At 58.7% G+C, this 25,444-nt stretch carries 16 protein-coding genes and 3 pseudogenes; 4 read left to right on the top strand and 15 right to left on the bottom strand.

What is annotated here, in order from left to right:
• Positions 1–18 precede the first annotated feature (18 nt).
• From hypF to ACVIIV_RS13955, 13 genes and pseudogenes are all read right to left on the bottom strand, one after another.
• Positions 19–2,259, bottom strand: a complete 2,241-nt coding sequence (hypF, locus tag ACVIIV_RS14015) for a carbamoyltransferase HypF (RefSeq protein ID WP_456744708.1) — start codon at positions 2,257–2,259, stop codon at positions 19–21.
• On the bottom strand, positions 2,256–3,215 hold the full coding sequence (gene hypB / locus ACVIIV_RS14010) for a hydrogenase nickel incorporation protein HypB (protein ID WP_456744707.1): 960 nt from the start codon (positions 3,213–3,215) through the stop codon (positions 2,256–2,258). Before hypB ends, hypF begins: the two co-directional genes overlap by 4 nt.
• Entirely contained in the window at positions 3,215–3,556 is a 342-nt protein-coding gene (gene hypA, locus ACVIIV_RS14005; RefSeq protein WP_456744706.1) for a hydrogenase maturation nickel metallochaperone HypA, read from the bottom strand. The genes hypB and hypA overlap by 1 nt, the downstream gene beginning before the upstream one ends.
• Positions 3,557–3,639: 83 nt before the next feature.
• Positions 3,640–4,644, bottom strand: coding sequence for a hypothetical protein (locus ACVIIV_RS14000; protein ID WP_456744705.1), 1,005 nt, complete (start codon positions 4,642–4,644; stop codon positions 3,640–3,642).
• Positions 4,645–4,744: 100 nt separating this feature from the next.
• On the bottom strand, positions 4,745–5,608 hold the full coding sequence (locus ACVIIV_RS13995; protein ID WP_456744704.1) for a hydrogenase expression/formation protein: 864 nt from the start codon (positions 5,606–5,608) through the stop codon (positions 4,745–4,747).
• The gene (locus ACVIIV_RS13990; RefSeq protein WP_456744703.1) at positions 5,605–6,045 is read right to left on the bottom strand and encodes a hypothetical protein; all 441 of its coding nucleotides are present in this window, start codon (positions 6,043–6,045) and stop codon (positions 5,605–5,607) included. The genes ACVIIV_RS13995 and ACVIIV_RS13990 overlap by 4 nt, the downstream gene beginning before the upstream one ends.
• A 190-nt stretch (positions 6,046–6,235) precedes the next feature.
• Positions 6,236–6,526: a HypC/HybG/HupF family hydrogenase formation chaperone gene (locus tag ACVIIV_RS13985; RefSeq protein WP_456744702.1), complete on the bottom strand. Its 291-nt coding sequence runs from the start codon at positions 6,524–6,526 to the stop codon at positions 6,236–6,238.
• Between the two features lie 38 nt (positions 6,527–6,564).
• Positions 6,565–7,128, bottom strand: a complete 564-nt coding sequence (locus tag ACVIIV_RS13980; RefSeq protein WP_456744701.1) for a HyaD/HybD family hydrogenase maturation endopeptidase — start codon at positions 7,126–7,128, stop codon at positions 6,565–6,567.
• A gap of 11 nt (positions 7,129–7,139) precedes the next feature.
• A pseudogene (gene cybH, locus ACVIIV_RS13975) lies at positions 7,140–7,822 on the bottom strand (Ni/Fe-hydrogenase, b-type cytochrome subunit).
• A gap of 4 nt (positions 7,823–7,826) precedes the next feature.
• Positions 7,827–9,617 (bottom strand): nickel-dependent hydrogenase large subunit, encoded by a 1,791-nt coding sequence (locus ACVIIV_RS13970; protein WP_456744700.1) that lies wholly within the window; start codon positions 9,615–9,617, stop codon positions 7,827–7,829.
• Between the two features lie 14 nt (positions 9,618–9,631).
• A pseudogene (locus ACVIIV_RS13965) lies at positions 9,632–10,733 on the bottom strand (hydrogenase small subunit).
• 824 nt (positions 10,734–11,557) lie between these two features.
• Positions 11,558–12,820 carry a serine hydrolase domain-containing protein gene (locus tag ACVIIV_RS13960; RefSeq protein ID WP_456744699.1) on the bottom strand — a complete coding sequence of 421 codons (1,263 nt, stop codon included), beginning with the start codon at positions 12,818–12,820 and terminating at the stop codon, positions 11,558–11,560.
• A 78-nt stretch (positions 12,821–12,898) separates the two neighbouring features.
• A pseudogene (locus ACVIIV_RS13955) lies at positions 12,899–13,586 on the bottom strand (molybdate ABC transporter permease subunit).
• Between the two features lie 1,127 nt (positions 13,587–14,713).
• Between ACVIIV_RS13955 and dctA the strand changes: the two are divergent.
• From dctA to ACVIIV_RS13935, 4 genes are all read left to right on the top strand, one after another.
• Positions 14,714–16,024, top strand: coding sequence for a C4-dicarboxylate transporter DctA (gene dctA, locus ACVIIV_RS13950; RefSeq protein ID WP_456744698.1), 1,311 nt, complete (start codon positions 14,714–14,716; stop codon positions 16,022–16,024).
• A gap of 1,092 nt (positions 16,025–17,116) precedes the next feature.
• Positions 17,117–19,792 carry a PAS domain S-box protein gene (locus ACVIIV_RS13945; RefSeq protein WP_456744697.1) on the top strand — a complete coding sequence of 892 codons (2,676 nt, stop codon included), beginning with the start codon at positions 17,117–17,119 and terminating at the stop codon, positions 19,790–19,792.
• A complete protein-coding gene (locus ACVIIV_RS13940) occupies positions 19,789–20,472 on the top strand; it encodes a response regulator transcription factor (RefSeq protein ID WP_456744696.1) in 684 nt (227 codons plus the stop codon). The genes ACVIIV_RS13945 and ACVIIV_RS13940 overlap by 4 nt, the downstream gene beginning before the upstream one ends.
• Before the next feature lie 46 nt (positions 20,473–20,518).
• The gene (locus ACVIIV_RS13935) at positions 20,519–20,944 is read left to right on the top strand and encodes a response regulator transcription factor (RefSeq protein WP_456744695.1); all 426 of its coding nucleotides are present in this window, start codon (positions 20,519–20,521) and stop codon (positions 20,942–20,944) included.
• 903 nt (positions 20,945–21,847) lie between these two features.
• Here ACVIIV_RS13935 and ACVIIV_RS13930 read toward each other — a convergent pair.
• Entirely contained in the window at positions 21,848–22,675 is an 828-nt protein-coding gene (locus ACVIIV_RS13930) for an Effector protein NopP (RefSeq protein WP_456744694.1), read from the bottom strand.
• A 460-nt stretch (positions 22,676–23,135) separates the two neighbouring features.
• Entirely contained in the window at positions 23,136–25,100 is a 1,965-nt protein-coding gene (locus tag ACVIIV_RS13925; protein ID WP_456744693.1) for a glycoside hydrolase family 127 protein, read from the bottom strand.
• Between the last annotated feature and the right edge of the window lie 344 nt (positions 25,101–25,444).

The raw sequence follows: 25,444 nt of genomic DNA, 5'->3' as shown, positions 1-25,444 counted from the left end.
ATATCAGGCTCTTCCTCCTCAGGCGGACGACCGTTGAACAATCTGCAGAGCGGCAATCCAGGCCTGGCCAAGGCTCAAACCGCCATCATTGGGCGGCACCTGCCGTGGCACCAGCGGGGTAAGGCCGGCAGCGCTGCAACCGCGCGGGATTTCGTCCGCCAGCACCGCGTTCAGGAAGCAGCCCCCGCTCAGAACGACGGTATTAACGCCGGTTGTCCGCGCAGAGCGCGAGATCCAGTCAACACAGGCGGCGGCGAAGGTGCCATGAAACAGCCCGGCTCCGCCCGCGGCGTCAATGTCATCTGCAATCAACCGCGCAAACAGCGGACGAAGCGACAGCACGCCGCCATCGATCGTCCAGCCGGCTTCGAGAATCGCAGTCCGCCGCACCAGCGCCTCGAGCTTCATCGCCGCTTCGCCCTCATAGCTCTGCAAACTGGCAATCCCCAGCAGCGCCGCTGCCGCGTCGAACAACCGGCCCGCACTGGTCGTGGTGGCCCCGCCCGGCTGATCGAGCAAGGCCGACACACATCCAGCCTGCCGTTGCCCCGCAAAGCGCGGCCCGATTTCGTTACCCCGGCCGAGCCCGTGTAAAACTGCGCTCGCCATGCGCCACGGCTCGCGGGCTGCACGATCTCCACCAGGCATTTTCAAGGGCGCTAAGTGCCCGATGCGTCGACACCTCGTCCCTTCGCACAACAATAGCTCGCCACCCCAGTTACCGCCCTCGGAGCCAAGGCCATGGCCATCGAGCACCAGGGCAAGCGCAGCTCCCGCATGGCCATGCTCGGCGATCACTGCGGCAGCGTGTGCGTGGTGATGCTGGACAGCGACCAACGCGCGGCCATTTGCTTCCGCAAACCGGGTAGAAGCCATATCAGGATGCAGATCATGGGCGATGGCGACAGGCTCTACATCAAGGCTCGATGTAAGATGTCGGATCGTCTCCTCGAACGCGAGGATGCCTTCGGCCGTATCCAGATCGCCAATATGCTGGGAGACGAACGCTTGGTTGTCCCGCGTGATGGTGACGGTCGATTTCAGTGCGCCGCCGACGGCGAGCACGGACGGCACCGACTTCGCAAGCCTGATCGGTTCGGGAACATAGCCACGGGCACGACGAATGAATTGCGGCCGGCCAGCCACCACCGACACCACGGAATCATCAGCACGCGTCAGGATATCGCGATCATGGGTCACGATAAGGTCGGCGATCCCCTTGAGCCGCCGCAGCGCCTGCGCGTTATCGATCAGGAGCGGTTCGCCGCAAAGATTGGCACTGGTGGCGACGATGACCGGGCCGGCCCCCGCACATGCTCCTGCCGAGCGAAGCGCATGAAAGATGAGGTGATGCAGCGGCGCTACAGGCAGCATGACACCCACACGCGATAAGCCAGGAGCTATGGCGGGCGCCAGATTGTTGCGCGAAGGCAGAAGGACAATGGGACGTGCTACGGATTCGAGCAGCGCAAGCTCGGGCGCGTTCGCCTCCGCGATGTCGCTGACGCACTCTATGGAATCGACCATAACAGCGAACGGCTTCTGAAGGCGATGCTTTCTCCTGCGCAAAACTTGCACGGCGTCCTGGTTACGCGCATCGCAAAGGAGCTGGTATCCGCCCAGCCCCTTTATCGCCACGATTTGTCCTCCCGCGATTGCCGCGACAATGGCGCTGATCCCATGGCTGAGCCGAGGACCGCATGTCGGACACGCGATCGCTTCCGCATGAAACCTGCGGCTCGCCGGATCGGCATAATCGGCCGCGCAGGCGGCGCACAGCCTAAAAGCCCTCATCACAGTGTTGCGGCGATCGTACGGAAGCCGTTCGGCGATGGTGTAACGTGGGCCGCAATGGCAGCAACTGATGAAGGGGTAATGGTAATGCCGATTCTCTGAATCGAACAGCTCGCTGAGGCATTGCTGGCAAACAGCAGCATCAGCGACGATCTGCGTCGACAATTTGCCGCCTTCGCTCGTGCCGATCGAAAAGTCTTTCGCCGCGTGCGCCGCGGTCTCCCGCACGCAGATGTGGTCGATGCGTGCCAATGGAGGCGCCTCGAGCGGCAACGTAGCGACAAACTCCGACGCGCGGAGGCCCTCGACCTCGATGATAACGCCCTCGGGGCCATTGATGACAAACCCCGCCAATCCGTACCGCATAGCGAGTCCATAGACGTAAGGACGAAATCCGACCCCTTGCACGGCCCCACTCACGCACACGCGCAGTCGCGTTCGGTTGCCGGTGGTTGCGGCGCTCATCGCCTCGTGTCCTCTATGGCGCGCCTCCGATGCCCCGCCTGTCTATCGATCCAGGCGTAGAGCGCGCCAAACCCCTCGCCAGTACGCGCCGAGACTACAAGCACGTCGATCTTTGGATTGACGCGTCTGGCGTATTCGATCGTCTTGCCCAAATCGAACTCAAGCAGCGACGCCAGATCAATCTTGTTGATCACCATGAGCGCAGAAGCGGCAAACATATCAGGATATTTGAGCGGCTTGTCTTCACCTTCAGTCATCGACAGCACTACGATCTTGCAGGCCTCGCCAAGATCGAAGGCTGCGGGACAGATCAGATTACCGACGTTCTCGATGAAGAGAATACCGCCCGCGAGCAGCGGCAAGCGCCGATAAGCCTCGCGAATCATTGCAGCATCGAGATGGCAACCCTTGCCGGTGTTGACTTGAATAGCTGGCACGCCGGCGGCCCGAATACGTTCGGCATCATTCGAGGTCTGTTGGTCGCCTTCGATGACTCCGACCGGGCGGCTACGCTTGAGCTCGGACACGGCGCGGACGAGCAGCGTCGTTTTACCTGCACCGGGACTGGACAAAAGATTAAATACAAGCAGGTCATCGGCTACAAAGAGCGCGCGGTTGTCCGCCGCAATCCCATTATTCCTGCCAAGAATATCGCGCTCGACCTGAATGACCCGCTCTCTGCTCATGCCCCCGACCTTCAAGCCAGCCGGCCCGGCGCCGCCGCTCAGAAGCGCCTGCATGCCATGAGCCTGGTGATGGGCAGAGCGATGATTGCGACTATGACTATCGCCAGGATGGTTTGAACGCTGCGGGCCTTGGTCGCCATGCGGATGGGCACAATGGCGATCGCAATCGTCCTGCACATGGCCATCGTATCGCTCATGGCTCTCCGCATCATGCGCCTTCGCGCGTTTGGTCGACGGCGTTCCTTCGGTGCAGCCGCAAATGGTGCACATCAATCGATCTCCAGCTCTTTCACGCGCATCTGTTCGCCCGCGGTTACCTGCAATTGATAGCTGCCGCAGCAAGGACAGCATTCACCGCGCCGTGCAATTTCGACGCTCTTCGAACAGCTCATGCACCAGGCAACGCCTGGAAGTTCGACGATATTTAGGACCGCGCCCTCGGCAACGGTCCGCGTTGCAACGACAGCAAAGCAGAACCTGATCGCTTCAGGCGCGGCATGACTCAGCGCTCCCATCTCTAGACAGACGCTCCGCACCCGCGAAAAGGATCGCTGACGTACCTCCTCCTCGACGATTTGAATGATGCCAAGACAAATCGTCACTTCATGCATCGCCAACTTCGCGAAAATTGAGGGTGAACCCGACGCACGGATCGAGCGATGCAATCACCGCGTGTACTGCATCCCGACGTTGTTTAGCCGTCAGCACCCGCGCCCTGCAGGTTCCGGACAAGCGGTCCGCGCCGGTGGAAATTCCACTCCGTCGGCGCAAGGAATTCGAAGCGGGATATCCGGCCCTGAGGATCAAGCTCAACCGCGTGGTAGAGACGCCCCCTGGCGCATTCGACCGCGGCCGCTGCACGGCCGGGTCCTAGCTTATAGCTTTCGATAATCCCATGCTCCGCCGAGTCAATATGAGCACCGGCCTTGAGCCAGGCGTATAGCCGGAGGATTTCAGCAATTCTGGCCCTCAGCCGCTCGGCCGCTCCGGATGGGCTCGGCGAGAGCCAATCACGCGTCATTTGGCGCGCCCATGGACCCGTCTCGGGCGCATGTCCGTCGAGATTGGGACAACAGCAAAATGTCGCGTCATCCACGAGCAGCCGTTTAATGATGTTGCGGTCGTCGGCAACCGACAGAAACGAGTGCTCCGCCGGAATTGGCTTCAGGTCGATCTCATCAAGCGCTGCAATGCGAAGCGCCAATGGGCTACCGGACCTCAGCGCGCCACCCTCATTCGGCATGCCGAGCGCGGCCAGCGCACCCACAATCCGCGCTGTTGCTTCGCGTTGAGCTGAGCCCCAGGCTGGCTGTGCGCTGCCAACAAGCGCTGACATTCCCCGCATCAGGGAGCGGATGACCGCCGCACTCGCGACGTCTTGCGTAAGATGTCCGACAAAGAGGCCGCGCAGCAATTCCGCGATGCGCTCGGTAACGATAAGCGCAATACGATGCTGTTTTGTTGCGCGGGTGATCGCTTCGTCGCGCGCGGTCTCGATCGCGGACAGCAGTGCGATTTGCTGAGCAGCGGCACACAACGCGAAGAGCCGCGGCAGCACGTTGAGCAGTGACGAGGCCTGTTTGCCGGCGAACAGGCGCGTCAGTGGCGGTCGGACCCGCGGCAGGATCTCAACCGCGGCGACTACGTCGGCAGCAAGCGATACGGTGACATCAATTTTGTTGCGGGCAGCTAGGCTCATGCGCACTGCTCCCCCATCATACCGCGCAAGATATGCCGGCGGTCGCTGTGCGCGCCCCGTCTGCGGGATCCCACCCGATGCCGAACGTTCTCCAAGCTCTTCATGTGAAGTACGCCTTGATAATTTCCTGCATGCGTTCGGCAGAGTCCTGGAAATCCTCGTCGGCAGCCAACGCAATAATCGGCACGCCGCCGACCTCCAGCGTATCAAGGATGATGTTGTCGGTAGAATTGAAGAACTGCACCGACCAGAGATTCCTGATCCCGGTCGCCTGCACTCGGCAGGTGCCGTAGCCGCGGAAGATGAGTTGGACCGGGCCATTGCCCACGCTTTGCTGCAGGAATGCCAGGTCGACAACGCTCATCGGCAGCAACGTGAGATTTATGACATGCGCGCGCATGCCAAACCGCCAGACGCGCGCCCGCTCGCGTATTTCCGCGAGCACCGGTTGCACGTTCATCGCGCCGTCCGGCGCCGCGCCGATCGCAAGATCGGCGGACGTCAAGTCTGTTGCGGCGCGCCGGACAATCTGCGGGATCGCTCCGACCTCAAGATATTCGTGCGCCGGCTCGCTCCCGATGCACACGCGCCAGATTCCCGCAAGCACGGACTCCCGGATTTGCGCCAAAGAGCCATCTGGCAGCGCAACGACGCCGGCGACCTCACCTTCTCCGAGCACTTCACCTATCAGCTTGCGCTCGGGATCGCTGAGATTCGCGAGTCCGTACAGTTGCGTCTGAGCGCCGCTTCTCTGGCTGCTAACGGCAGCAGCGGCATTCGATAACAGCGCGGTGGCATTGGGATAGTTTTTTGCGAGCTCGTCGCCATCGCGCCAAGCGCGCTTGGCGAGTGCACTCGCACTCGTCAACCCGCTATGGAATACATCGGGACTTCCAGAGCCCGCGGCAAGGTCAGTCGCCACCCGGTCGGCGCCGTCGGACACAACGCGGATCGCTGTTTTCATGACGCGACGTTCCGTCGGCTGTATCGAGATGCAATGGACTTGCCGACAGAAGTGCTGCCGGCGTGTGGCCGAACGATCGGTACCGAGATGCGGTCGATCGTGACCAGACGGACCGATCTCTTGCCGATCAGGCGGAGTGTATCGTTCCGATGGCACAGGCTCGGCGTCGACGGGCCACGCAGGCCGAGCCGGCCGACCAGTTCGCCACCAACGCCGCCCGCAGGCACTGCGCCTTGCATGCGCTGCCGAAACGCCTTGATCATTTCAGGAACGAAGAATGCGAGCTGGATGATCCGGAGCAAATGTAGGCGATCGCCCGCCGACAGCGGCATCACGGCCGCCCTCACGGGAGCGTGCGCGGCCAGGCGCGCATCGACGCTGACGCCCTCCACGGGGGCGGGCCGCGCCAGACCATACTGCGCCGGCTGCAACTTCATCACATGCCTTTCTGATAATGTTCGGTTCTGCTAGCAGGCTTACAGCAAGGCGCATGCCAACCATCGTCTGGCCGCGCATCCCGCTCGAACCAACGGCTCGAAGCGGCTGACAGTTTCCATGCAAAACTTACGTGCGACTGGAATTCGATTTGTGAGAAAGCCTCGTCGGCGCAACCGGCGAGTGGAACTGCTAGCGTAGGTGCTCCGGCAATTGCGGCTCATGACCGATCAAGTCCGCAAAGAAGCGATCGCAGTCCTGGCCGTTAAGGCTGGCCTCAAGCCCGTCAAGTGCTCCCGAGATCAGCCTCGCTTCATTTTCGTCCAAAAGCCGCACCGCGGTGTCGATATGAACGAGCACCTTGGCGCCGACCGACGTGTCGGAGAGAAGCACGACCGAGATGCGCCGCTGTTCATTGCCATACTCGCACAGCGCCGTAATGCCGTCGGTCTCGACAATCGTCATTGGCAAGCCAAGGCACATGGTCAGTCGCGGGCCGCTAGACCGGCTGCGCCCTCATCTCAAAAATTTGCATGGTCGATATTGTTCACCAACAGCCGTTCTGATGCAGGCAGCGGCGCGGTCCGCGGTTTTGCCGGCGAGTCCCACTGCGCCAGGAGTTTGCAAGCTAGTTCAATCGCAGGCGCAATCTGAAAGCGCACCGGGGCGGTCAGCGGACCGCCCCAATGCTCCAGGTCCAGCGGCTGACAGCCGATGAGAGCGAGCTGTCGCGGGCAGCGGCCAAGCAGGTCGGCCGCACTCAAGACGTCCTGAAAGCCGGTCTGATGCAGGCTCACCTTCTTGGCGGCAGTAAATTTTGGCACTTCGTCATCTCGCACAAGCTTCAACTGCCCGGGCAGCAATCCATAGTCGATGGCATCGAACACGATCAGGCAATCGGCCTGCTCAAGAAAACTGACGAGGTAGAGCCCCTGTGTGCCGCCATCGAGGACGGTGACGTTGTCATCGATAGCGTAGCGGCGATGAAACTCCTCGACCACCCGCACGCCGAACCCCTCATCGGCCCACAGGATATTGCCGATGCCGAGCACCAGGATTCGTTTCTTATTTTCTAGATTCAGCATCCGCTTCCCAGTCAATCGCGCAACCCGTGCTCACCCGACATGATGTCTTCCCGGATCACGGCGTAGACGTGGACCAGCGCGAAGATCACGATCACCCACAGGCCGAGATGATGCCAGGTATGAACGTCCTGACTGTTCGGCCAGATTGAAAACACCCAGCCGAACAGCTTGTACTGCCAGCTGTCAGTACCGGCACCTTGCCCATAAAGTGCAAAGCCTGTGACGACCATGAACGTGATCGTCTGCGTAAACATGAGGAACATTGCGAGCTGAGCAAGACGGTTGTGCCTGACGCGCCCCTCGGGTCAACTGTAATGAACGCATAACAGAGAATCTCGTGGTACACCTCGCGCCAAAAGCACCTGCGCCAGAGCGGCACGCAAAAGATCTGCATGGCATGCGCGTTTCCCATTAAGGCCCAGTAGATGCGCAGAAGAAAGCCGACGCTGAGCACATATCCCGCCGAGAAATGAGCAAAGCGGAGATAGCCGAACAGGAAATTGCCGCTTGCCTCTCCCCATATCGCCGTTGTCCCGGTTCCAATGAGATAGCCGGTTGAACTCAGCATCAGAATGGCCGCCGCATTGACCCAATGCCACAGTCGCACCGGCGCGTAAGCGGTGCCAGCGCCGATGCTCCGTTCAGTGGGTTCCGCATCGCCGGCGGCAAGGAGCTTCCGAGCTCTGTCCAGCATGTCATTAGCGAACATTGACTGAGGCCACTTCCTGGCCGTCAGGACTCATCACGTGGGTCGAGCAAGCCAAGCACGGATCAAAGGAATGGATGGTGCGCAAGATCTCCAGGGGCCGCTGCGGATCGGCCATCGGGGTACCGATCAGGGAGGCTTCAAAAGCGCCAATATTGCCCTTAGGATCGCGAGGAGATCCGTTCCAGGTCGTCGGCACGACACATTGATAATTGTCGATCTTGGCGTCCTTGATCTTGATCCAGTGCCCAAGTGCACCGCGCGGCGCCTCAGTGAACCCGTAGCCCTTGGCCTCCTTGCTCCAGCTTTCCGGCTTCCACTTGCTGACATTGGCAGTTGCCGTATTGCCGGACTTGATGTGGATTACCAGCTTATCCTGGAAATAACGCATCTGATGCGCCGCCCACTGGCATTCGAGCGCTCGCGCCGCAGTACGGCCAAGCGTCGAGCACAGCGCAGTCAAGGGAAGATTGAGCCCCTTGAGCAGTCTCTCGGCCGGCTCCTTGAACTCGGATTTGCCTTGCGCATAACCGATGATGTATCGCGCCAACGGCCCGACCTCCACAGCGTGGCCGCGCCAGCGTGGCGCTTTGATCCAGGAATACTTGCCGCCTTCGTCGAGCTCCTTGATATCTGTCTTGCTGCCTTTGAGTTTTGGCCCAAGTTCAAAACTCGGCTCGGTGATACCGTCCCAGGGATGCAGTCCACAGCAATCAGTGGGGTGCTTATACCATGAATGCGCTACGAATTCCTGGATCTGCTCGGGATCACCATGGTCGATCGGCAGTATCTCCTTGAGATTGCCATCAAGAATGATCCCGCGCGGCAGCTTGAAGCTCTTCGCGGAACAGTCATTGGCGTTTTCGGGGATGTCCCCATAGGACATCACGCTTTTGCTCGAAAGTCCGCCGCCATGGAGCCAGTCCTTATAGAACGAGCAGATCGCGGCAATGTCGGGCAGGTAGACCTGCTCGACAAACTCGATCGAACGGTCGATGATCGAGGACACGATGTTCAGTCGCTCCATATTGATCGCACCCACCGCACCAGTTCCGTCGATATTGATCGCACAGGGCACGCCGCCGACCAGCCAGTTTGGATGCGGGTTCTTGCCACCATAGATAGCTTGGATCTTGACGATCTCCTTCTGGAAGTCGAGCGCTTCCAGATAATGCGCTACAGCCATCAGGTTCGCTTCCGGTGGCAGCTTGTAGGCCGGATGCCCCCAATAGCCATTCTTGAACGGACCGAGTTGCCCTGATCCGAAGAATTTGGTGAGCCGGATCTGCAAATCCTTAAAATAGCCAGGGGACGACAGCGGCCAGGGCGAGATAGACTGCGCGAGCGCGGACGTTGACTTGGGATCGGCCTTGAGCGCGGAGACCACGTCGACCCAATCCAGCGCGTGCAGGTGATAGAAATGTACGAGGTGATCATGCACGAGCAGGCACAGCTGCATGATGTTGCGGATCGAATTGGCATTCTCCGGAATCGTAATTCCTAGTGCATTTTCAACCGCGCGCACGGAGGTGAGCGCATGGGTGCCGGTGCAGACCCCGCAAATCCGCTCGGTGAACGCCCAGGCGTCGCGCGGATCGCGCCCGCGCAGGATGACTTCGATGCCACGCCACATCGTCCCGCTTGAGACCGCATTGCGGATCACATTGTCGGAATCGAGATTGGCTTCGATGCGCAGGTGGCCTTCGACCCGCGTCAGCGGATCGATGACGATTCGCCTGCCGGAACGATCGAGATTGAACCCATTCGGCGTCTGGACGGCCACCGTCGCCCCCCTCCTCAACTCGGTTTGCTTTTGTGGGCTGCGCGATCCGGCTTGTGGGTCAACCGCTTCACGGCGGTGACCGCCGCATGGGCAGCGACGGTTAACCCAACCACGCTGGCAGCGGCCATGCCGATCTGGTCGGCGTTCTCCTCGATGCCAAACTGCTTGATGGTTGTGAGCCGGTCGTAAAATGACCCTTTGTCCCAGAAGCCGTCTTCGGAGCAGCCGAAGCAGCCGTGGCCGGACTGAATCGGAAATGAAACGCCCCCGTTCCACCGAAGGGCCGAACAGGCATTGTAGGTGGTTGGCCCCTTGCAGCCCATCTTGTACAGGCAATAGCCCTTGCGGGCGTACTTATCGTCCCACTCTTCAACGAATTGGCCAGCGTCGAAATGGGAACGCCGATAGCACTTGTCGTGAATGCGCTCGGAATAAAACATACTTGGACGCCCTTGACGATCGAGCTCAGGAAGCTTTCCGAATGTGGTGATGAAAGTCACGAGGCCACTCATGACCTCCGCGATAGGCGGGCACCCGCGGCACCTTGATGATCGGCTTGTTGGTGATCACCTTATCGATCGGCGCCGCGCCAGTCGGATTGGGCTTGGCCGCCTGCACGCATCCCCAGGACGCACACGTGCCCCAAGCGATGATCGCCATGGACTCTTCCGCCATCCACCTGAGCTTTTCAACGAACGGCTTGCCGCCGTCAATGCAGAACATGCCATCCTCCTTGAGCGGCGGATTGCCTTCGACGGCGAGCACATACCTGCCTTTGTACTTGGCACGAGTTTCCTCCAGGATGGCCTCGGCCTGGTGTCCTGCCGCCGCCATGATCGTATCGTCATAATCGAGCGAGATCATAGACAGCAGCGCGTCCTTGATTAAGGGATGGGCCGAGCGGATAAAGCTCTCCGAGCAGCAGGTACACTCGAGCCCGTGCAGCCAGATGACGGGCACACGCGGTTTGATCTCCAGGGCGTTGGCAATACTGCTTGCGGCGAGCGGACTAAGTCCCAAGCTCGCGGCAGTCAAACTGCAGAACTTGTGGAAACTACGACGCGTGATACCCTGACGTCTGATCACGCTGTAGAACGTTTCCGTTGCACCACCCATGAAGCCTTCCATGTGAGTTGTCGTCGGCCGTAACGAATTGCTGACGTTCAGCAAAAAACAGGCCACCGAAGCGAAACACTTGACAGATACCAAACCACCGCTTCGTGATTTGCGGATTGTCGAAAGCAGCCAGCGAGCCACAAGCTGCGCCATTGATCCGTCATGCTAATGGTGTCCGGTTTTGGACATCGATGTGAGCACTTCAACAGAGCAGCACGATGGTTCACCACTGCACGGCGACTACGTCATCCTCGCTCTTGCACGACCGCGACACTCACGCGTCATGCCGATTGTTGAATAGAATTGGTGCAGTTGATGGGCACCGCACTGCTCGCCGGTCTCAAGCAAACTTGCCGATTGCTGACCAATGGAGCGTTAAAGCTGCTCATAGTCTCAACTGCGCAAACAGCCCGCACCAAAGCGGCTGTCGAGCGACGAAGAGAAGCCGCAATGGATTGAGCCGCGATGCGCTCGCTGCCTTCAATTTTTTAGAACTGATCGATCCCATCTGCCTTTGATTCAAAGCGCCTCGCCGGACGGCATCGCGACAGGGCCGTGGGCGAGAGCCTGGACGTTCAGAGCTATCATCTGGGAGCGTGCGTCGCACGAGCCAATCGATAGCAAGGCTTGGCGCATCGCGACACCAAACCCGCTTGCAAGAGCTTCTTCGCGAAGGCGGAGGCGATCTCGTTTTTGAAGCAATGGTGCGGTCCGGCCGACGCGGATAGCAGGCGACGCCGACTTTCAGTCGACATCGATCCGTACTAGCAACACTGTCTGCCTACTACCCAAAACGGTTCATCGAGCCTTTCGACGGAAAGCGATTATCGGATTATTGCAGCATAGACGATATATTGGACTTGTTCACGGTAGTACTTTCGGATTTCTCCAGGCGCTGCCGTTCCGACTACCACGACGAGGCGCTCCTTTGGGTCGCAGAAAAATTGTGTACCGTAGGCGCCGGTCCAGGTGAACTCACCCGGAGTGCCCGGAACCGCCGAGAGACCCTCGGTTATGCGTACAGCCACTCCGAGCCCGAAGCCGAAGCCGGCACGGTGCGCCTCCACATTGGCGACCTTATTTTTGATCTCTGGCCCGAGGTGGTTGGAGATCATGTGGCGCACCGTCTTCGGACCGAGAATGCGCTTCCCATCGAGCTCCCCGCCGTTGAGCAGCATTTGTCCAAAGCGCACGTAGTCACCGACTGTCGCAAATGCGCAGGCTCCCCCGCAGTCAAACTTCGTCGAACTTTCGAGGAGCTCGATGTCTTGTGGCTGTCCCGTCAGCGGGTCGGCCGGAAATGGATGAGCGAGGCGCTCGCGTTGCGATTCAGACAAATGGAAAGTGGCATCCTGCATTTCGATGGGATTCCACAGATTTCTGGCGAGATAGTCGCCCAATCGCTGTTCGCTGACCTGTTCCACGACAGCTCCCAGCACATCGGTCGAGAAGCCGTATTCGAATTCCGTCCCGGGTTGGTGCGCTAGCGGCAGCTTAGTAATGGCTTCGATGAACGCCTGCTTATCGCCCCTCAGTGGCGGAGCGGCGAAATCGGGATAGAGACGCGCCACTTGGTCTGAGCTGTCCGGGGGCACGCCATAGGTGAGCCCGGAGGTGTGGCGATAGAGATCGTGGATGTAGATCGGAGAACTCTGCGTTTGAAATTCCAATGAGCCGTCATGCTGTGGCACTCCCACCTTCATGTTTCCGAATTCCGGGTAGTAATCCGTAAGCCTGGCCCGTAGAGGCAGGCGACCTTGCTCCATGAGGATAAGTCCCGCAACGGCCACCATCGGCTTGGTCATAGACGCAAGCGCGAACATCGCGTCGAGCCGCATCGACTTTCCTCTTGCAGGATCGAGTTGCCCGTACGCCTTGTAATGAATCAGCTTGCCGTCCCTGGCGATTGCAACCACCGCACCCGGCAGGCGTTTACTAGCGATTTCGCCAGCGAAGAACTCGTCGAGCTTGGCGAGGCGCTGCTGAGAAACGCCGACGTCATGGGCCGTCGCTTCGGGCAGAGGCGCGGAGTGCACTGAATTGAAGCCGATTCCAGCAGCCGCCGCGGCCATAACAAGCTTGTTCATTGTAGCCTCGCAAGGATTGATGGATCCGGCTTGCAATACTGCTGCTCGGTCGTGATCGGATATGTCCAGCCGCCTAGCCTAAGACGGTCCGGTGCCTCTCCTGGCACAGTGTCTGTCGATGAGGGTTAAGGTGAAGATTGCCGCGAAGGCGAACATCACCATACCGCCGGCAACCACACTCGCCTCGCGCCAGCGCGATGCTTGGACGTAGTCTACGACGTAGGCTGACAAAACCTTGGTGCGCCCAGGAATGTTGCCGCCGATCATCATCACGACGCCGAATGTACCGATCGTATGAGAAAAACCAACCACGGCGGCTTTAACAAATTCCAATCGCGCCAGCGGCCCCCTGATGGCAATGAAGGCATACAACGACGAAACGCGCCCCTTAGTTTCCAACGGGCGATCTCCTATCGCACAAAGGCGTTACGGATCGGCTGCACAACCAACGGCAGAGCCGAGAGGACCGATCCGATCACGATTCCCGCGAAGGTAAAAGCGAGCGTGCGCTCGCCCCACAAAGAGGCGAGAACGCCCCCGGTCCGTTTGGGCCGAGCAAGACGAGTAAGCAAAAGCCGAGAGCCGTCGGCGGTAGCACTAGCGGCAGGGCGATCATCGTCGTCACCGCCCCTCTCAAAAGAGTCTTTGAGCGCGCTAGCCACCAAGCGAGGGGCACACCAATCACGAGGAGGATCACGGTCGTCACGCTGGCGAGCTCAATCGTGAGCGCAACGGATTGCGCAATCTCTGCCGAAAAGACATCCATGTGCGTCAGCCCAAAAGTGAAAGCAGGTCGTCTTACGGGCCCAGTGATCGCCTGCACGTCCGGCTCGCCCAGGTATGTGGCGCGGATCGCCCTTTGGTCGAGCCGCATTTCGTGGCGGCCGCCACCTTCACGCGCGTCGTTTCTACGAGCAATAGCAGCATCGCAAGTCTCCCCGGCAACTCCTGTGACAGGGCCGCTTCCATCCATCTGACGGCGGCACCTCCTCGTTCGTAATCAGCAATTCCTGTGCCGCGTACGAACTGTGGGGCGCTCTATGCGCAACGTGGAAGAAATTCGCATAGACATCGACGTCGCTGTGACGTGGAGCTAACGCTATGTCAGATTTCTGGCATCTTTGTTGCCGAGCAGACAGCGACAGCCGCGCAACGAAACGGCAGAATTTGACGCCGCCAGAGTCGGTGGCTAAAGCGCCGCACTCGCCGCGCCGGGAATGGAACGGATCGCAGGAAGCCTGCCCTTTCGCAGCAACGCGAACGATCTAGCTGAACAATCATCGTAACGCTGCTTCTGCGACGCGGCAAAGGGCGCGAGGGGCCGAGAGCGAAGGCTGCCTCCCGACCAACCTGTCTAATGCGCATCGTTAGCACAGGCCTGGAGACAAATGCCCAGTGCGCGAACGAGCTTTCCCGCTAGCGACAACGCAGTGCATCGATTCAAGTTTATTGCCGCGCAATCGAGCTCCTAAACCAGCCTTCCATCGCGTGGATGAGTACAATCCAAACTATCAATTTTACCAATGTCATCTTCTGTTGCATCCATCTCAGTAGTTGGCGCATATCGATCACGCTCGGGCTTCCATCCCGAGACGGGACTCCGCTAATGCTTTTTGTTCGACCTTACGAACGCGGGCCGAGCACTCAAACCGATGCCGCCCGGAGACAGACGGTTTGTCCGAGACGGCCTAATCGGGCGCGCTTTGGGCATCTGGTGCATATCTTGCTTAACGAAAAAGGATAACGCAACTAAACGCCTGCCTTTGGAACGACGTGCCGGCTCTCGGAACCGTCCTTCAATCGGACACGGCAAAAATGATGAGTCTCGTATGACGCTGCCGTCTCTCGACGACGCGGCGGCTCACATTCGAGTATATTCGGGAAGGAAGCGTCATGACCACCATGGCAACTGCGGCGCCCGCACGCGCATCGCAAGCTTGGTATAAGATTCTCTATGTGCAGGTGCTGATCGCGATCTTGATTGGCGCCATGGTCGGTTGCCTATGGCCGTCTGTCGCGACCAACGACTGGGTCAAGGCGCTCGGTGACGGATTTATCAAGCTCATCAAGATGGTGATCGCGCCGATTATTTTCTGCACCGTCACATCTGGTATTGCGCATATTCAGGATGCGAAGAAAGTCGGGCGCGTCGGCGTCAAGGCGCTGGTCTATTTCGAGATCGTCTCCAGCTTTGCCTTGGTGTTGGGCCTTCTTATGGGCAATCTGGTCCAAATCGGTCATGGCCTTGCGGTCAAGCCGGATGCTGCGGCGGTCGCCAATTACGTCAAGCAGGCGGAAGCCTCGAAGACCGTCGATTTCTTTCTCAACATCATTCCCGATACCGTGGTCGGCGCCTTCGCCCGCGGCGATGTTCTGCAGGTTCTCCTGTTCGCGATCCTATTCGGCTTTTCGCTGATGGCGTTGGGAACCCGTGGGGAGCGGCTGCGAGGCATGATTGACGACGTCGCGCACGCGGTGTTCGGCGTGATCGCTATCATCATGAAAGCGGCCCCGATCGGCGCCTTCGGCGCCATGGCCTTCACTATCGGCAAGTTCGGGCCGGCAGCACTCGGCAATTTGATCGGTCTGATCGCGCTGTTTTACGCGACGGCGGCGTTATTTGTCGTGGTGGTGCTCGGTTTGATCGCGCGCCTCGTCGGCTTTTCAATCTTCAAGTTCATTGTCTATATCAAGGACGAGATTCTGATCGTACTCGGCACATCGTCCTCTGAAAGCGCGCTGCCGCAGTTAATGGAGAAGCTCGAACGGCTGGGCTGCTCCAAACCCGTGGTCGGCCTGGTGGTGCCAACTGGCTACTCCTTCAACCTCGACGGCACCAATATCTATATGACACTGGCGACATTGTTCATTGCCCAGGCACTCGGGGTCGATCTCACCTTTGGCCAGCAGCTCACGATCCTGCTCGTGGCAATGCTAACGTCGAAGGGAGCAAGCGGCGTCACCGGCGCGGGCTTCATCACGCTCGCTGCGACGTTGTCGGTGGTCAACCCAGCGCTGGTGCCGGGCATGGCAATCGTGTTCTCGATCGACAAGTTCATGAGCGAGGTGCGCGCCCTTACTAACATCACCGGCAATGGCATCGCCGCCGTGTTCGTATCCTGGTGGGAGGACGAGCTCGAGCACGCGACGCTGCAGGCTCGGCTCAACCAGCCCAACGTTTCCACCACTATCGACACACGATGAGGTCGGTCCCGGATCGCAACCACCGCCATTCGAAAAAGCGTCGAATGCAAGCGCAGCCACATTTCTCGTAGTTCGAGTCGACACAGCCGACTTGACACGAGCCGGAACTTTCACGCGCGATCTCCCGTGCGCAGCCCCTTGCCCCGCGTCGCCCCCGGCAGCCGCCCTGAAAAGATGCCAGCCGAGCAAAAGAGTAGGAGCTTGTTTAACAGTCATTTTCAAGCGCGTCTTTCGCTGTCACGCTCCCGGCCATCTGAACGCTTCTGCAACATTTTGCCGGGCCAGATAACAGGAACTGCGACAGAACGTGTCGAGCCTGACAGACCTAGGTGTTGGTCCGCCCACAATTGCCCATGTGCGCGCTCACTGCGCTTACCTTGTCCAACCAACGAGGTGGTAGCGACCTTGCTGACCCAAGTCGTCATCCGTTGTTACGGTCCGCGCTGCCGCATTAGGTCATGATGGGTGTGATCAGCACGGATTAGATGGCACCTCGACGGAGCCGTGGCGGCTCCACACGGCTAGTGTCGGTTCGGCGTCGCTGCGCGCGCTCGATTCCGGCCGACCACTCGCGGACAAGTCCTCCGCACCTAGGTATGATGGCCCTAGGGCATACAAAGCAGTCGCGTAACTTCGCCTTCGTATCTCGGCACATGACCATTGCGCTTTCTTCCGCATGACCGATCGTACCGGCGAGATGAGTGGTCCGGCAGCTTGTCTTTGTTCTTTCCGGTTCGGCGAGGCGCGCCTGATTGTTCCGGCTCAAGCTCTTGACTGAACTGCAGCCGCTGTCCTCGTCCGGCTGGCGTAAGAGTTGTCCTCGGCAGCAGCCTCGAGCGGCTGCCAGGAGTAATCGGCAGCGGAAAAGCAGACATCTGAGCTTCGATTGAAGGCGCTGTCAGCGCGCCATATTGAAAGGTTTAGGACAACTATACGTACGTCTGTGATGCAATTTTTCTCGGCGCGTGCTCAGTTCATCACCAAGCAATCGAGCGGAACCGCTCACCAGCGGGTGCTGGTGCCGAAGATTGCCCCATTTTTGCCTAAAACGTTATAGCTCTCCCGCCGGAGAACCGGCCGGACCGTGTCAAAATGCGTAGCCAGATCAGCAGTTTTAAAAGTTCAGCCCCTCAGTTTACCTTCGGCAGCATAACGCTGGCCGTGGTAACACTGGCATGCTTGTACCTTCAGGCGCATTTCGCCGCGACGGCGTTCGCCTATTTGTTAGTGGTATTGCTGTTTTCGTTGATGGGCAGCTTCGTCGCCTCGTCCGCGCTTTGCATCCTAGCCATCGCTGCTCTTGTTTACTACTTTGCGCCGCCGGCGTTTAGCCTGCGAATCGATAACCCCAAAGATCTTCCGGTGGTTGTTGCATTCCTTATTTCCTCGATTGTGGGAACGCACCTGATCGGAAAGCTCCGCCAGGAAAGAGAGGCTGCGCGTGTGGCTGCGGTCAAGCTTCAGCGGAGTGCGGCCGATTTGGAGGATCGCGAAAAACGGTGGCGCGCAATATTCGAGCACAATCCGGCCATGTACTTCATGGTCGATGAAGCTGGCACTGTCCTCAACGTCAATACGTTCGGCGCGACACAACTCGGCTATGCTCGTGCTGAACTGATCGGTCAATCCGTGCTGGGCGTATTTCTTGAGGAGGATCGCGCGTTCGTTCGCAAATGCGTTCGGACGTGCCTTGAGGACATCGGACAATCGCGGACGTGGGACGTCCAGAAAGTCAGGAAGGACGGCTCGGTATTGTGGGTACGTGAAAACGCCAAAGCCATGCTCTGGGGCGATGAGCAGCCCATTGTCCTTATCGCCTGCGAAGATATCACGGAGCGAAGGCGGACCGAACTTGCCCTGCAGCGGAGCGAAGCACATTTAGCCCAGGCGCAGGAGTTGAGTCACACAGGCAGCTTCAGCTGGAACCCCACTACGGGCGAGGCCTTCTGGTCAAAGGAAACATTTCGGATTTTCCAATTAGATCCTGACACAGTGCCGCCGGGGCCGCAGCTCGTCGTTGAGCGCACTCATCCAGATGATAGGGCTTCGGTTAAAGAAATTATCGATCGCGCGATGCGAGACCCGAGCGATTTCGAGCACGAATACCGGCTTCTGCTACCGGACGGCTCGGTGAAGCACATCCATGCGCAGGCACGAGCGACGAGAACAGCCTCTGGTAACATCGAGTTTGTTGGGGCAGCTACGGATATTACGGCGGCGAGGCGAGCAGAACAGCAGCTGCGCCGGAGCGAGGCCTATCTGGCCGAAGCCCAGCATCTCACTCACACGGGCAGCTGGTCCTGGGACGTCTACGGTCTAGATTTCGTGTATCGCTCCGCCGAGGTCGATCGTCTGTTTGGCTTTAGCCCGCAAGAGCCGGTATCGATCGAGACCATTCGATCGCGCATCCATCCGGACGACTTGCCGCGGCTACAGGAGGTGCAGCGACAGGCGATTGAACGCAAGGAGGGGCGGTTCGAGTATGATTTTCGTATCCTTCTACCAGATGGCGGGATAAGACGCATACACTCCGTTGCGCACGTGGTGGTCGGCAGCGATGGTAACGTCAGCGAGCTGATCGGAACACATATGGATGTCACCGAGCAACACGCAGCTAGGGAACGCCTGGAAAACACACTTGCCGCGCTGCGCGAAAGCGAACAGCGCTTTCGCGACTACGCCGAAACAGCTTCCGACTGGCTCTGGGAGACCGGGTCGGATCATCAGGTCACTCACTTATCCGAGCACACCAGCGCTGCGGGAATTTTGGCGACAGGATTGATGGGCTTGCTTCGCTGGGACATTGCGTGCGACGTCGAAGAGGAACCCGAGAAGTGGCGGCAGCATCGGGCGACGTTGGAGGCCCATCTTCCGTTTCGGGATCTCGTCTACCGCACCGTGAATCGGACAGGTTCTCCGATCTATGTCCGCACGAGTGGCAAGCCTTTTTTCGATGGAAAGGGTAATTTTCTCGGCTACCGTGGCGTCAGCACTGACATCACCGCTACCATTCGCGCCGACCAAGCCGAACAAGAACTACGAAAGGCACAGGCGGAGCTTGCGCATGTCACGCGTGTAACGACGTTAGGGGAGCTGACAACTTCCATCGCCCACGAAATAAACCAGCCACTCGCCGCTATTATCAGCAACGCCGATGCGTGCCTCGGTTGGATGGGTCGCGAAGCTCCTAATCTTTCCGCGGCGCGCTCTTCGGTGGAGTGGATCATCGAAGACGCAATCCGGGCAAGCGAGGTGATTCGTCGTATTCGCGCGCTCGCGAAGAAAGGCGCGATTGAGATGGTGCCGCTCGATATCAATGAGGTCGTTAAGGACGTCATTGCGCTGGTAACACGAGAGCTGGTGAGCCACCGAGTGACGTTACGAACGGAGTTGACGGCAGAGCTGCCTACGATCCTCGGCGATCGGATTCAGCTACAGCAGGTGATCATCAACCTGGTGATGAACGGAATCGAAGCCATGGACGCAGTTACAGACCGGACGCGCGAACTGCTGATTCAATCATCAAAGAATGATGTGGGGCACGTCCAGCTTGCTGTGACCGATTGCGGCGTCGGCATCGCAGAGAAGGACGCGGACCGCGTCTTGGATCCCTTCTTCACTACCAAATCGAGTGGCCTTGGAATGGGTCTTTCGATCTGCCGGTCGATCGTGGAAGCACACGGAGGACGGCTGTCAATGGTCCACAAAAATGGACCGGGCGCGACCTTCCAGTTTGCCCTGCCGCTGCATAAGGAGGCCGTCTCGTGACAGGACGCTTTGACTCGCCAGGTGAAGGCAGCAATGCCGAGGCCTCGACAAAGGCGATCGTCTTCGTCGTCGAGGATGACATCTCCATGCGTCGCTCGCTTACGAACCTTTTTCAATCGGTAGGGTTAGACGTCATTGCATTCGGATCGGCCCGCGAAATGCTGCAGAGCACAATTCCGGACGTTAATAGCTGTCTAGTACTTGATGTCCGGCTGCCAGGCTTGAGCGGCCTTGACTACCAGACCGAGCTAGCGAGGTTGAACATACATATTCCGATCATTTTCATTACCGGCCATGGCGACATTCCCATGACCGTCAGGGCCATGAAGGAAGGAGCGGTCGATTTTCTCAGCAAACCGTTTCGCGATCAGGAACTGCTTGATGCCGTGGTTGCCGCGACCGAACGCGATCGCAAAAGACGGGAGGCTCAGCAGACCGTCGCTAACCTGCAGGCTCTATTTGAGACCTTAAGCCCGCGCGAGCAGGCGGTGATGAAACTGGTCGCTACCGGCCTGATGAACAAGCAGGTAGCCGCCGAGCTTGGGCTCGCCGAGATTACGGTCAAGATCTACCGGGGACACGTCATGAAAAAGATGCGTGCACGGTCGCTGGCCGACTTGATCAGAATGACTGAGACGCTGGGAATTCGCGCCAATCATCCTGAACAAACCCAAGTATGATTTTACAATTTCATCAGTCGAGCCCACTTTTCGCCGAAGGTGGCTAATGCTTGCAGCCGCTATTCCCGCTTCAGGAGGGCTCGTCTTGTCCACGCCTTTGATTTCCGTCGTTGACGACGACGCCTCAGTCCGTGCGGCGACAGAGAATCTTTTGAAATCGCGTGGCTACATCGCCCAAATATTTGCGTCGGCCGAGGAACTCCTGAGGTCCCCGCAATTGGACAAGACATCCTGTGTCATTACCGATGTGCAGATGTCGGCTATGAGCGGCCTCGAGCTGTTGGCAGAGATGCGGACACGTGGTTACGACGCACCATTCATTTTCATTACGGCTTTCCCCAACGACCGCGTACGCGCGTCAGCGCTGGGCGCCGGAGCGATTGGCTTCCTCGCCAAGCCCTTCGCCGGACAAGCGTTAATCGAGTGCCTCGACACCGCACTGAAGGCGTGTGGCGGCCGAGTCGGGATCTGACGCAATCAACCTGCAGCGCTTGAGTTCATGTCCGATCTAAACGCTCATGCGACGACGATCTCGCCACCGATCAACCTCTTTGCGGTCGGACACGCTACTTGCTCTACAATCGGGCGAGCGAGAGGCCAATTGTTGCCTTGTGGATGCCTTACCGACTATCGCCAAGCGGCTACATTGGTGCAACTTGCCGCTGCGAGGGACGGAGGGCGCGCCGGCTCGACTCATTCTGCAGTGACGTTCAACGTAATGCTCACCTAAAGCGATCGACGAGCCTAAGCACTTCTTAACTTCGTCTGGATCGAGGCTGTATATTCCATTGCAGAGCGGAGCCGGCCGAGAGCGCTCGAAGAGATTGGCTGTGCGCAGCCCGACTGCAGTGACGATGAGAACGGAGCTTCGCCGAGCACAACCGCCTCACGTCTTGTGTTGAGGCTCTTCTGGTGAAAGAGCTCTGCATGATGCTCGTGCTCACGGCGTCGTTATGTCCGTTAACGCATGCAGGCCAGCCTTGTCCATCGGGCCGCCGGCTCGCGGTGCGCTTCCTGCCCACCGACTCAGTGCCCACGCCCTTACACTTCGTAGGCGTCATCGTAGAAGACTTCTGCCTCCAAGCAGTCCAAACTGCTCGGCGCAGCACGCCCGGCCCCTGGGCGGCCGGGCGCACTTTGCGCGGCACCCCATGCAGGTTCTCGCCGCAGCGAACATTGTCGCAATTGCTTTGCGCCATGAGCTCCTACTCCCAAGGCGCAAACAAATCAGCAACCGCTAAGCCAAGGAGCAGTCTGGGGGTAATTCTGAGCCGACTCAGAGGAACTCCCAGCCGAAACGGCAATAAACGCAGAGGAGCCCGGAGCACGCTAGATAGGGCCTATTCCATGGGGCCATATCCCCGGGATCCCATGGTCACATAAAATCATCCTCATAATCGTATGTTGAGGAGCTCGCTGGGATCTCGGTATCACTGCCTTCACTGTCGTCATCTTTGGAAAGATACCGCGCAGCAGTGCCTTTTCGCTGCCATTCGCCGTCGCTATTCCTTACCCACTTGTCTGACTTCTCTGGGTCGAGAACCATGTTGTCGGCGTCAACCTCGACGAACCCCATCTTTGCCGCACGAGCTCTTGCTTCCGGATTAGCTGGACGCAAATTGAGCAGCGGCCGTTTGCCTTCCATTCGAAGTTGATGCTCGAGCAGAATATCGCCAGCGTTCTCGACGAGCGGATGAACGACCTGAAGATCTACGGTAGAGGTCGTCCCAGATCGCCCAGGAAACAGCTCCTTCCACCTTTTGACGTCGAACTTCGTCATGCTGTCGCCGCCTTCCATTCTTAGAAGTCCGACACTCTTGCTGCCCAATTGGTAGCTGAAGTATCGCGCATTCTCGGAATCTCGGGTTGTCCCGTAGTCTTTGGCAAGTTCTGCAGTTCGCTTTGCCTTGGCGGACACGAACTCGGAGTACTCTTGGGGGTTGTCGGCGATGTACTTGATTTCGTCGTCATGATAGGCTTCCGCGGCTTTTCGGAATGACTGACGATCGTTGAACTCCATTATGGGAGGGGTTGAAACGAGCGAATACGGTCTTGTTGCCGAAGATGAGCCGCCACTCGAGCCAGATTCGGCTAAGCGCATATTGGCGAACGCATCCGCAAAGATGTCCGCGTCGATTTGCTCATCACTTTCGGCAAAGTGAGAGGATTGGAAGTAGGACGAGCCATTGATCCGATTATACATGGCGATTGGTGCTCCCGTCGGACATACATTTCCGCATCTGGTTTAGGCTTGTTAGGCGCAGCGGCGCTGATAGGGAGCCTGGCTTACCAAAACCTGACGTGGTCCTGCTGGCCGCCCTCACGATGGCTTGTCACAGGGCCTCCTTCTGAACGACACCGCGGCACGCTCGTGCCATTGCCATTCATCAGGTTTGATGAGAGCCGCGAGCACGTCCGAGCATGCTGCTCCATTGGGAATTGGGTCGATCGATGATTCACCTGCTGACGCCAATCGGGTCGTTCTCTTTTCGGAGTTCCGCGCGCCGCCTCAAATCTGGGTTTTCTTTTCAACGTTCCAGTGGAGCTCGCGGACGAGCCGCCTTCCAAAATTGGCCGATTTCCAGACTTTGACCAACGATATCGCCTGCGCCAGAAACGTAATCTAACTTCGACTCGTGGAAGCGCGACCCGCGCGCTCGGCGTCAACGCTCATTTATCCAAATCCGCATTTCGCCTTCGCCGCGATTAGCCCAGCTGAACCACGGGATGAATGTCAGCTGCTGCGGTTCTAGTTGTCCAGGCACTTTGTCGTACTGATAAAGCGCCGCTTCTTCAGAATGCGTGTGTTGCAACCGCGCCCCGTCGGCCTGCAGCAAAATCTTGCCGTTAAGGAGACCAGTTCCTTCGATAAGGGAAAACCGGCTGTCTGCATGAAGCCAAACGTTGTGTAGCTCGGTCCCGTTGTCGACTTCCTCCAGACAATAAATTAACGGGCCACGTTGGATGGCCACCTTGCCGGCCAAATTGCGAACTTGTGGATGGCCGTATACGCGACGCACTTGCATCGGCAGCGATAGCGTGACGCGATCTCCCTGCCGCCATTTTCGGCGAATGTGCAAATAACCCTTGCGCGGTTCGCAATTCACAGGCTCGCCGTTCAGGCTCGCCTGCGGCGAGCTGCACCACTCCGGCAGGCGCAGGGCGAGCGTGTGGGCAATTGGCGGCGCAGATTCGACGGCGATTTCCACCTCGTCTCTCCAGGGATAGCTGCCGCTTATCAGCAACCGCAGCGCATGTCCGTCGACGGATATTGCCACCTTATTACCAACGTAGAGATTTACATAGAGCGCGTCGGTGCAGGGCGTGTAGATGTAATGACCAATCGATGTGAAAAGGCGTGCGATGTTAGGTGGACAGCACGCGCAGCCAAACCAGCGTCGTCGCACCGGCGAGACATGATTGTAGATGCCATTAGATCTCAGCGTTTTGGGATCCACTTCGAGCGGGTTAACATAGAAATAGTGACGTCCGTCGAACGCGATACTGCCGAGAACGGTATTGTAGAGCGCGCGCTCCATCACGTCCGCATAGCGCCCGTCCAGTTCCATCTCCAGCATACGGCGTGCGAACATCATCAGGCCAATCGACGCGCAACTTTCCGCGTACGCCGTGTCATTCGGTAAATCGTAATCGCTGCTGAAGGCTTCGCCGGCGCCTTGCGAGCCGATGGCTCCAGTAACATAGATCTGGCGCTGGACCATGTTTTGCCATAGGCGTAGGCAAGCTTGGCGCTGCTGCTCATTCTGGCGCAGACGCGCGAGATGAGCTACCGCGGTCATGAGATATACAAAACGAACCGCATGACCAGTTGCAGTCCGCTGCTCCGAAAGCGGCAAGTGCGCTTGGCTATACGCTTTGTTTTTTATCATCCAAGGCATGCGGTCCGATTTGGGGACGCAGGATTGCTGGCGCTTCTCGTATTCAATGTCGTAAAAGTGCGGCTCCGTGCCGCGTTGCTCCACGAAATAATTGGCTAGCGTGAGATATCGCCGCTCCTTTGTCGCTTCGTAGAGGCGTGCCAACGCAAGTTCGATTTCCGGATGGCCATCGTAGCCGTGCAACTGATCGCGCTCCGGGCCGAAAACTGTGCCGAGGTGGTCAGCAAGCCTGCAAACGACCTCAAGCGATTGCCGTTTGCCAGTCGCCTGAAAGAACGCGACACCCGCTTCAATCAAATGGCCCGCGCAATAAAGCTCGTGGCACTCCGCTAGGTTGGTCCAACGCTCCTGAGGCGCGTTCAGTATGAAATAGGTGTTGAGATAGCCGTCGCCACATTGGGCGGCCGCAATCAATTCAATCAGCTCATCGGCGGCTCTCTCCAGGTCTGGATTTGGTGCCTGGCATAGCGACCATGCAGCCGCCTCAAGCCATTTTGCGATGTCGCTGTCCTGGAAAACCGTGCCATGGAACTTCCCCCTCGCACGTCCGGCGGCAAGGCGGAAGTTCTCTACCGCGTGGCTCGGTATCGCATCGGGATCACGATCGTTCAGCACCTCCCATTGGTAGGGAATTGCCACTTCCCTGACCAGCTGCTGGCATTTCCCAATCAGCGGATCCGAGACCTGTAGGTTGTGAAGATCGACTTCGGCCACATTCCGATCATTCATCTCGTTCCTCCTTGGATTGTGGCGACGGACGCCTAGCCTGGCAAGCCATCTCACCGCGATTGCGTTGTTGGGTTGTGGCCCTGGGATTTGCGGCTGCACAATCGTATTCTCGGTGCGAGCGTTCAAACGATAGAAATGGAGAGGCTGCCCTAAGGCGCCGCACTCCAGACATGCGTTGACAGCAGTCGCCTTCGAGGAACGGGACAGCAATTCCCGTGCCGGAGAATGAGGAGCGGTTCTTCTTTCAACCAGATCTGCGGCTCCGCGGTCTGAGCCCGATGCGATCGCTGGCCCACCAACCGGATTTGGCCAGTCGTGCTAAATCCCGCGTGCCACAAGGATGG

The organism is Bradyrhizobium sp. USDA 4354, from assembly GCF_054060315.1.
This window is presented reverse-complemented; position numbering and strand designations above follow the sequence as displayed.

What these genes read in the sequence shown, in the direction of transcription:
- hypF (WP_456744708.1), bottom strand. Translation starts at nt 2,259, where the DNA reads ATGAGCGCCGCAACCACCGGCAACCGAACGCGACTGCGCGTGTGCGTG.
- hypB (WP_456744707.1), bottom strand. Translation starts at nt 3,215, where the DNA reads ATGTGCACCATTTGCGGCTGCACCGAAGGAACGCCGTCGACCAAACGC.
- hypA (WP_456744706.1), bottom strand. Translation starts at nt 3,556, where the DNA reads ATGCATGAAGTGACGATTTGTCTTGGCATCATTCAAATCGTCGAGGAG.
- ACVIIV_RS14000 (WP_456744705.1), bottom strand. Translation starts at nt 4,644, where the DNA reads ATGAGCCTAGCTGCCCGCAACAAAATTGATGTCACCGTATCGCTTGCT.
- ACVIIV_RS13995 (WP_456744704.1), bottom strand. Translation starts at nt 5,608, where the DNA reads ATGAAAACAGCGATCCGCGTTGTGTCCGACGGCGCCGACCGGGTGGCG.
- ACVIIV_RS13990 (WP_456744703.1), bottom strand. Translation starts at nt 6,045, where the DNA reads ATGAAGTTGCAGCCGGCGCAGTATGGTCTGGCGCGGCCCGCCCCCGTG.
- ACVIIV_RS13985 (WP_456744702.1), bottom strand. Translation starts at nt 6,526, where the DNA reads ATGTGCCTTGGCTTGCCAATGACGATTGTCGAGACCGACGGCATTACG.
- ACVIIV_RS13980 (WP_456744701.1), bottom strand. Translation starts at nt 7,128, where the DNA reads ATGCTGAATCTAGAAAATAAGAAACGAATCCTGGTGCTCGGCATCGGC.
- ACVIIV_RS13960 (WP_456744699.1), bottom strand. Translation starts at nt 12,820, where the DNA reads ATGAACAAGCTTGTTATGGCCGCGGCGGCTGCTGGAATCGGCTTCAAT.
- dctA (WP_456744698.1), top strand. Translation starts at nt 14,714, where the DNA reads ATGACCACCATGGCAACTGCGGCGCCCGCACGCGCATCGCAAGCTTGG.
- ACVIIV_RS13945 (WP_456744697.1), top strand. Translation starts at nt 17,117, where the DNA reads ATGCGTAGCCAGATCAGCAGTTTTAAAAGTTCAGCCCCTCAGTTTACC.
- ACVIIV_RS13935 (WP_456744695.1), top strand. Translation starts at nt 20,519, where the DNA reads ATGCTTGCAGCCGCTATTCCCGCTTCAGGAGGGCTCGTCTTGTCCACG.
- ACVIIV_RS13930 (WP_456744694.1), bottom strand. Translation starts at nt 22,675, where the DNA reads ATGTATAATCGGATCAATGGCTCGTCCTACTTCCAATCCTCTCACTTT.
- ACVIIV_RS13925 (WP_456744693.1), bottom strand. Translation starts at nt 25,100, where the DNA reads ATGAATGATCGGAATGTGGCCGAAGTCGATCTTCACAACCTACAGGTC.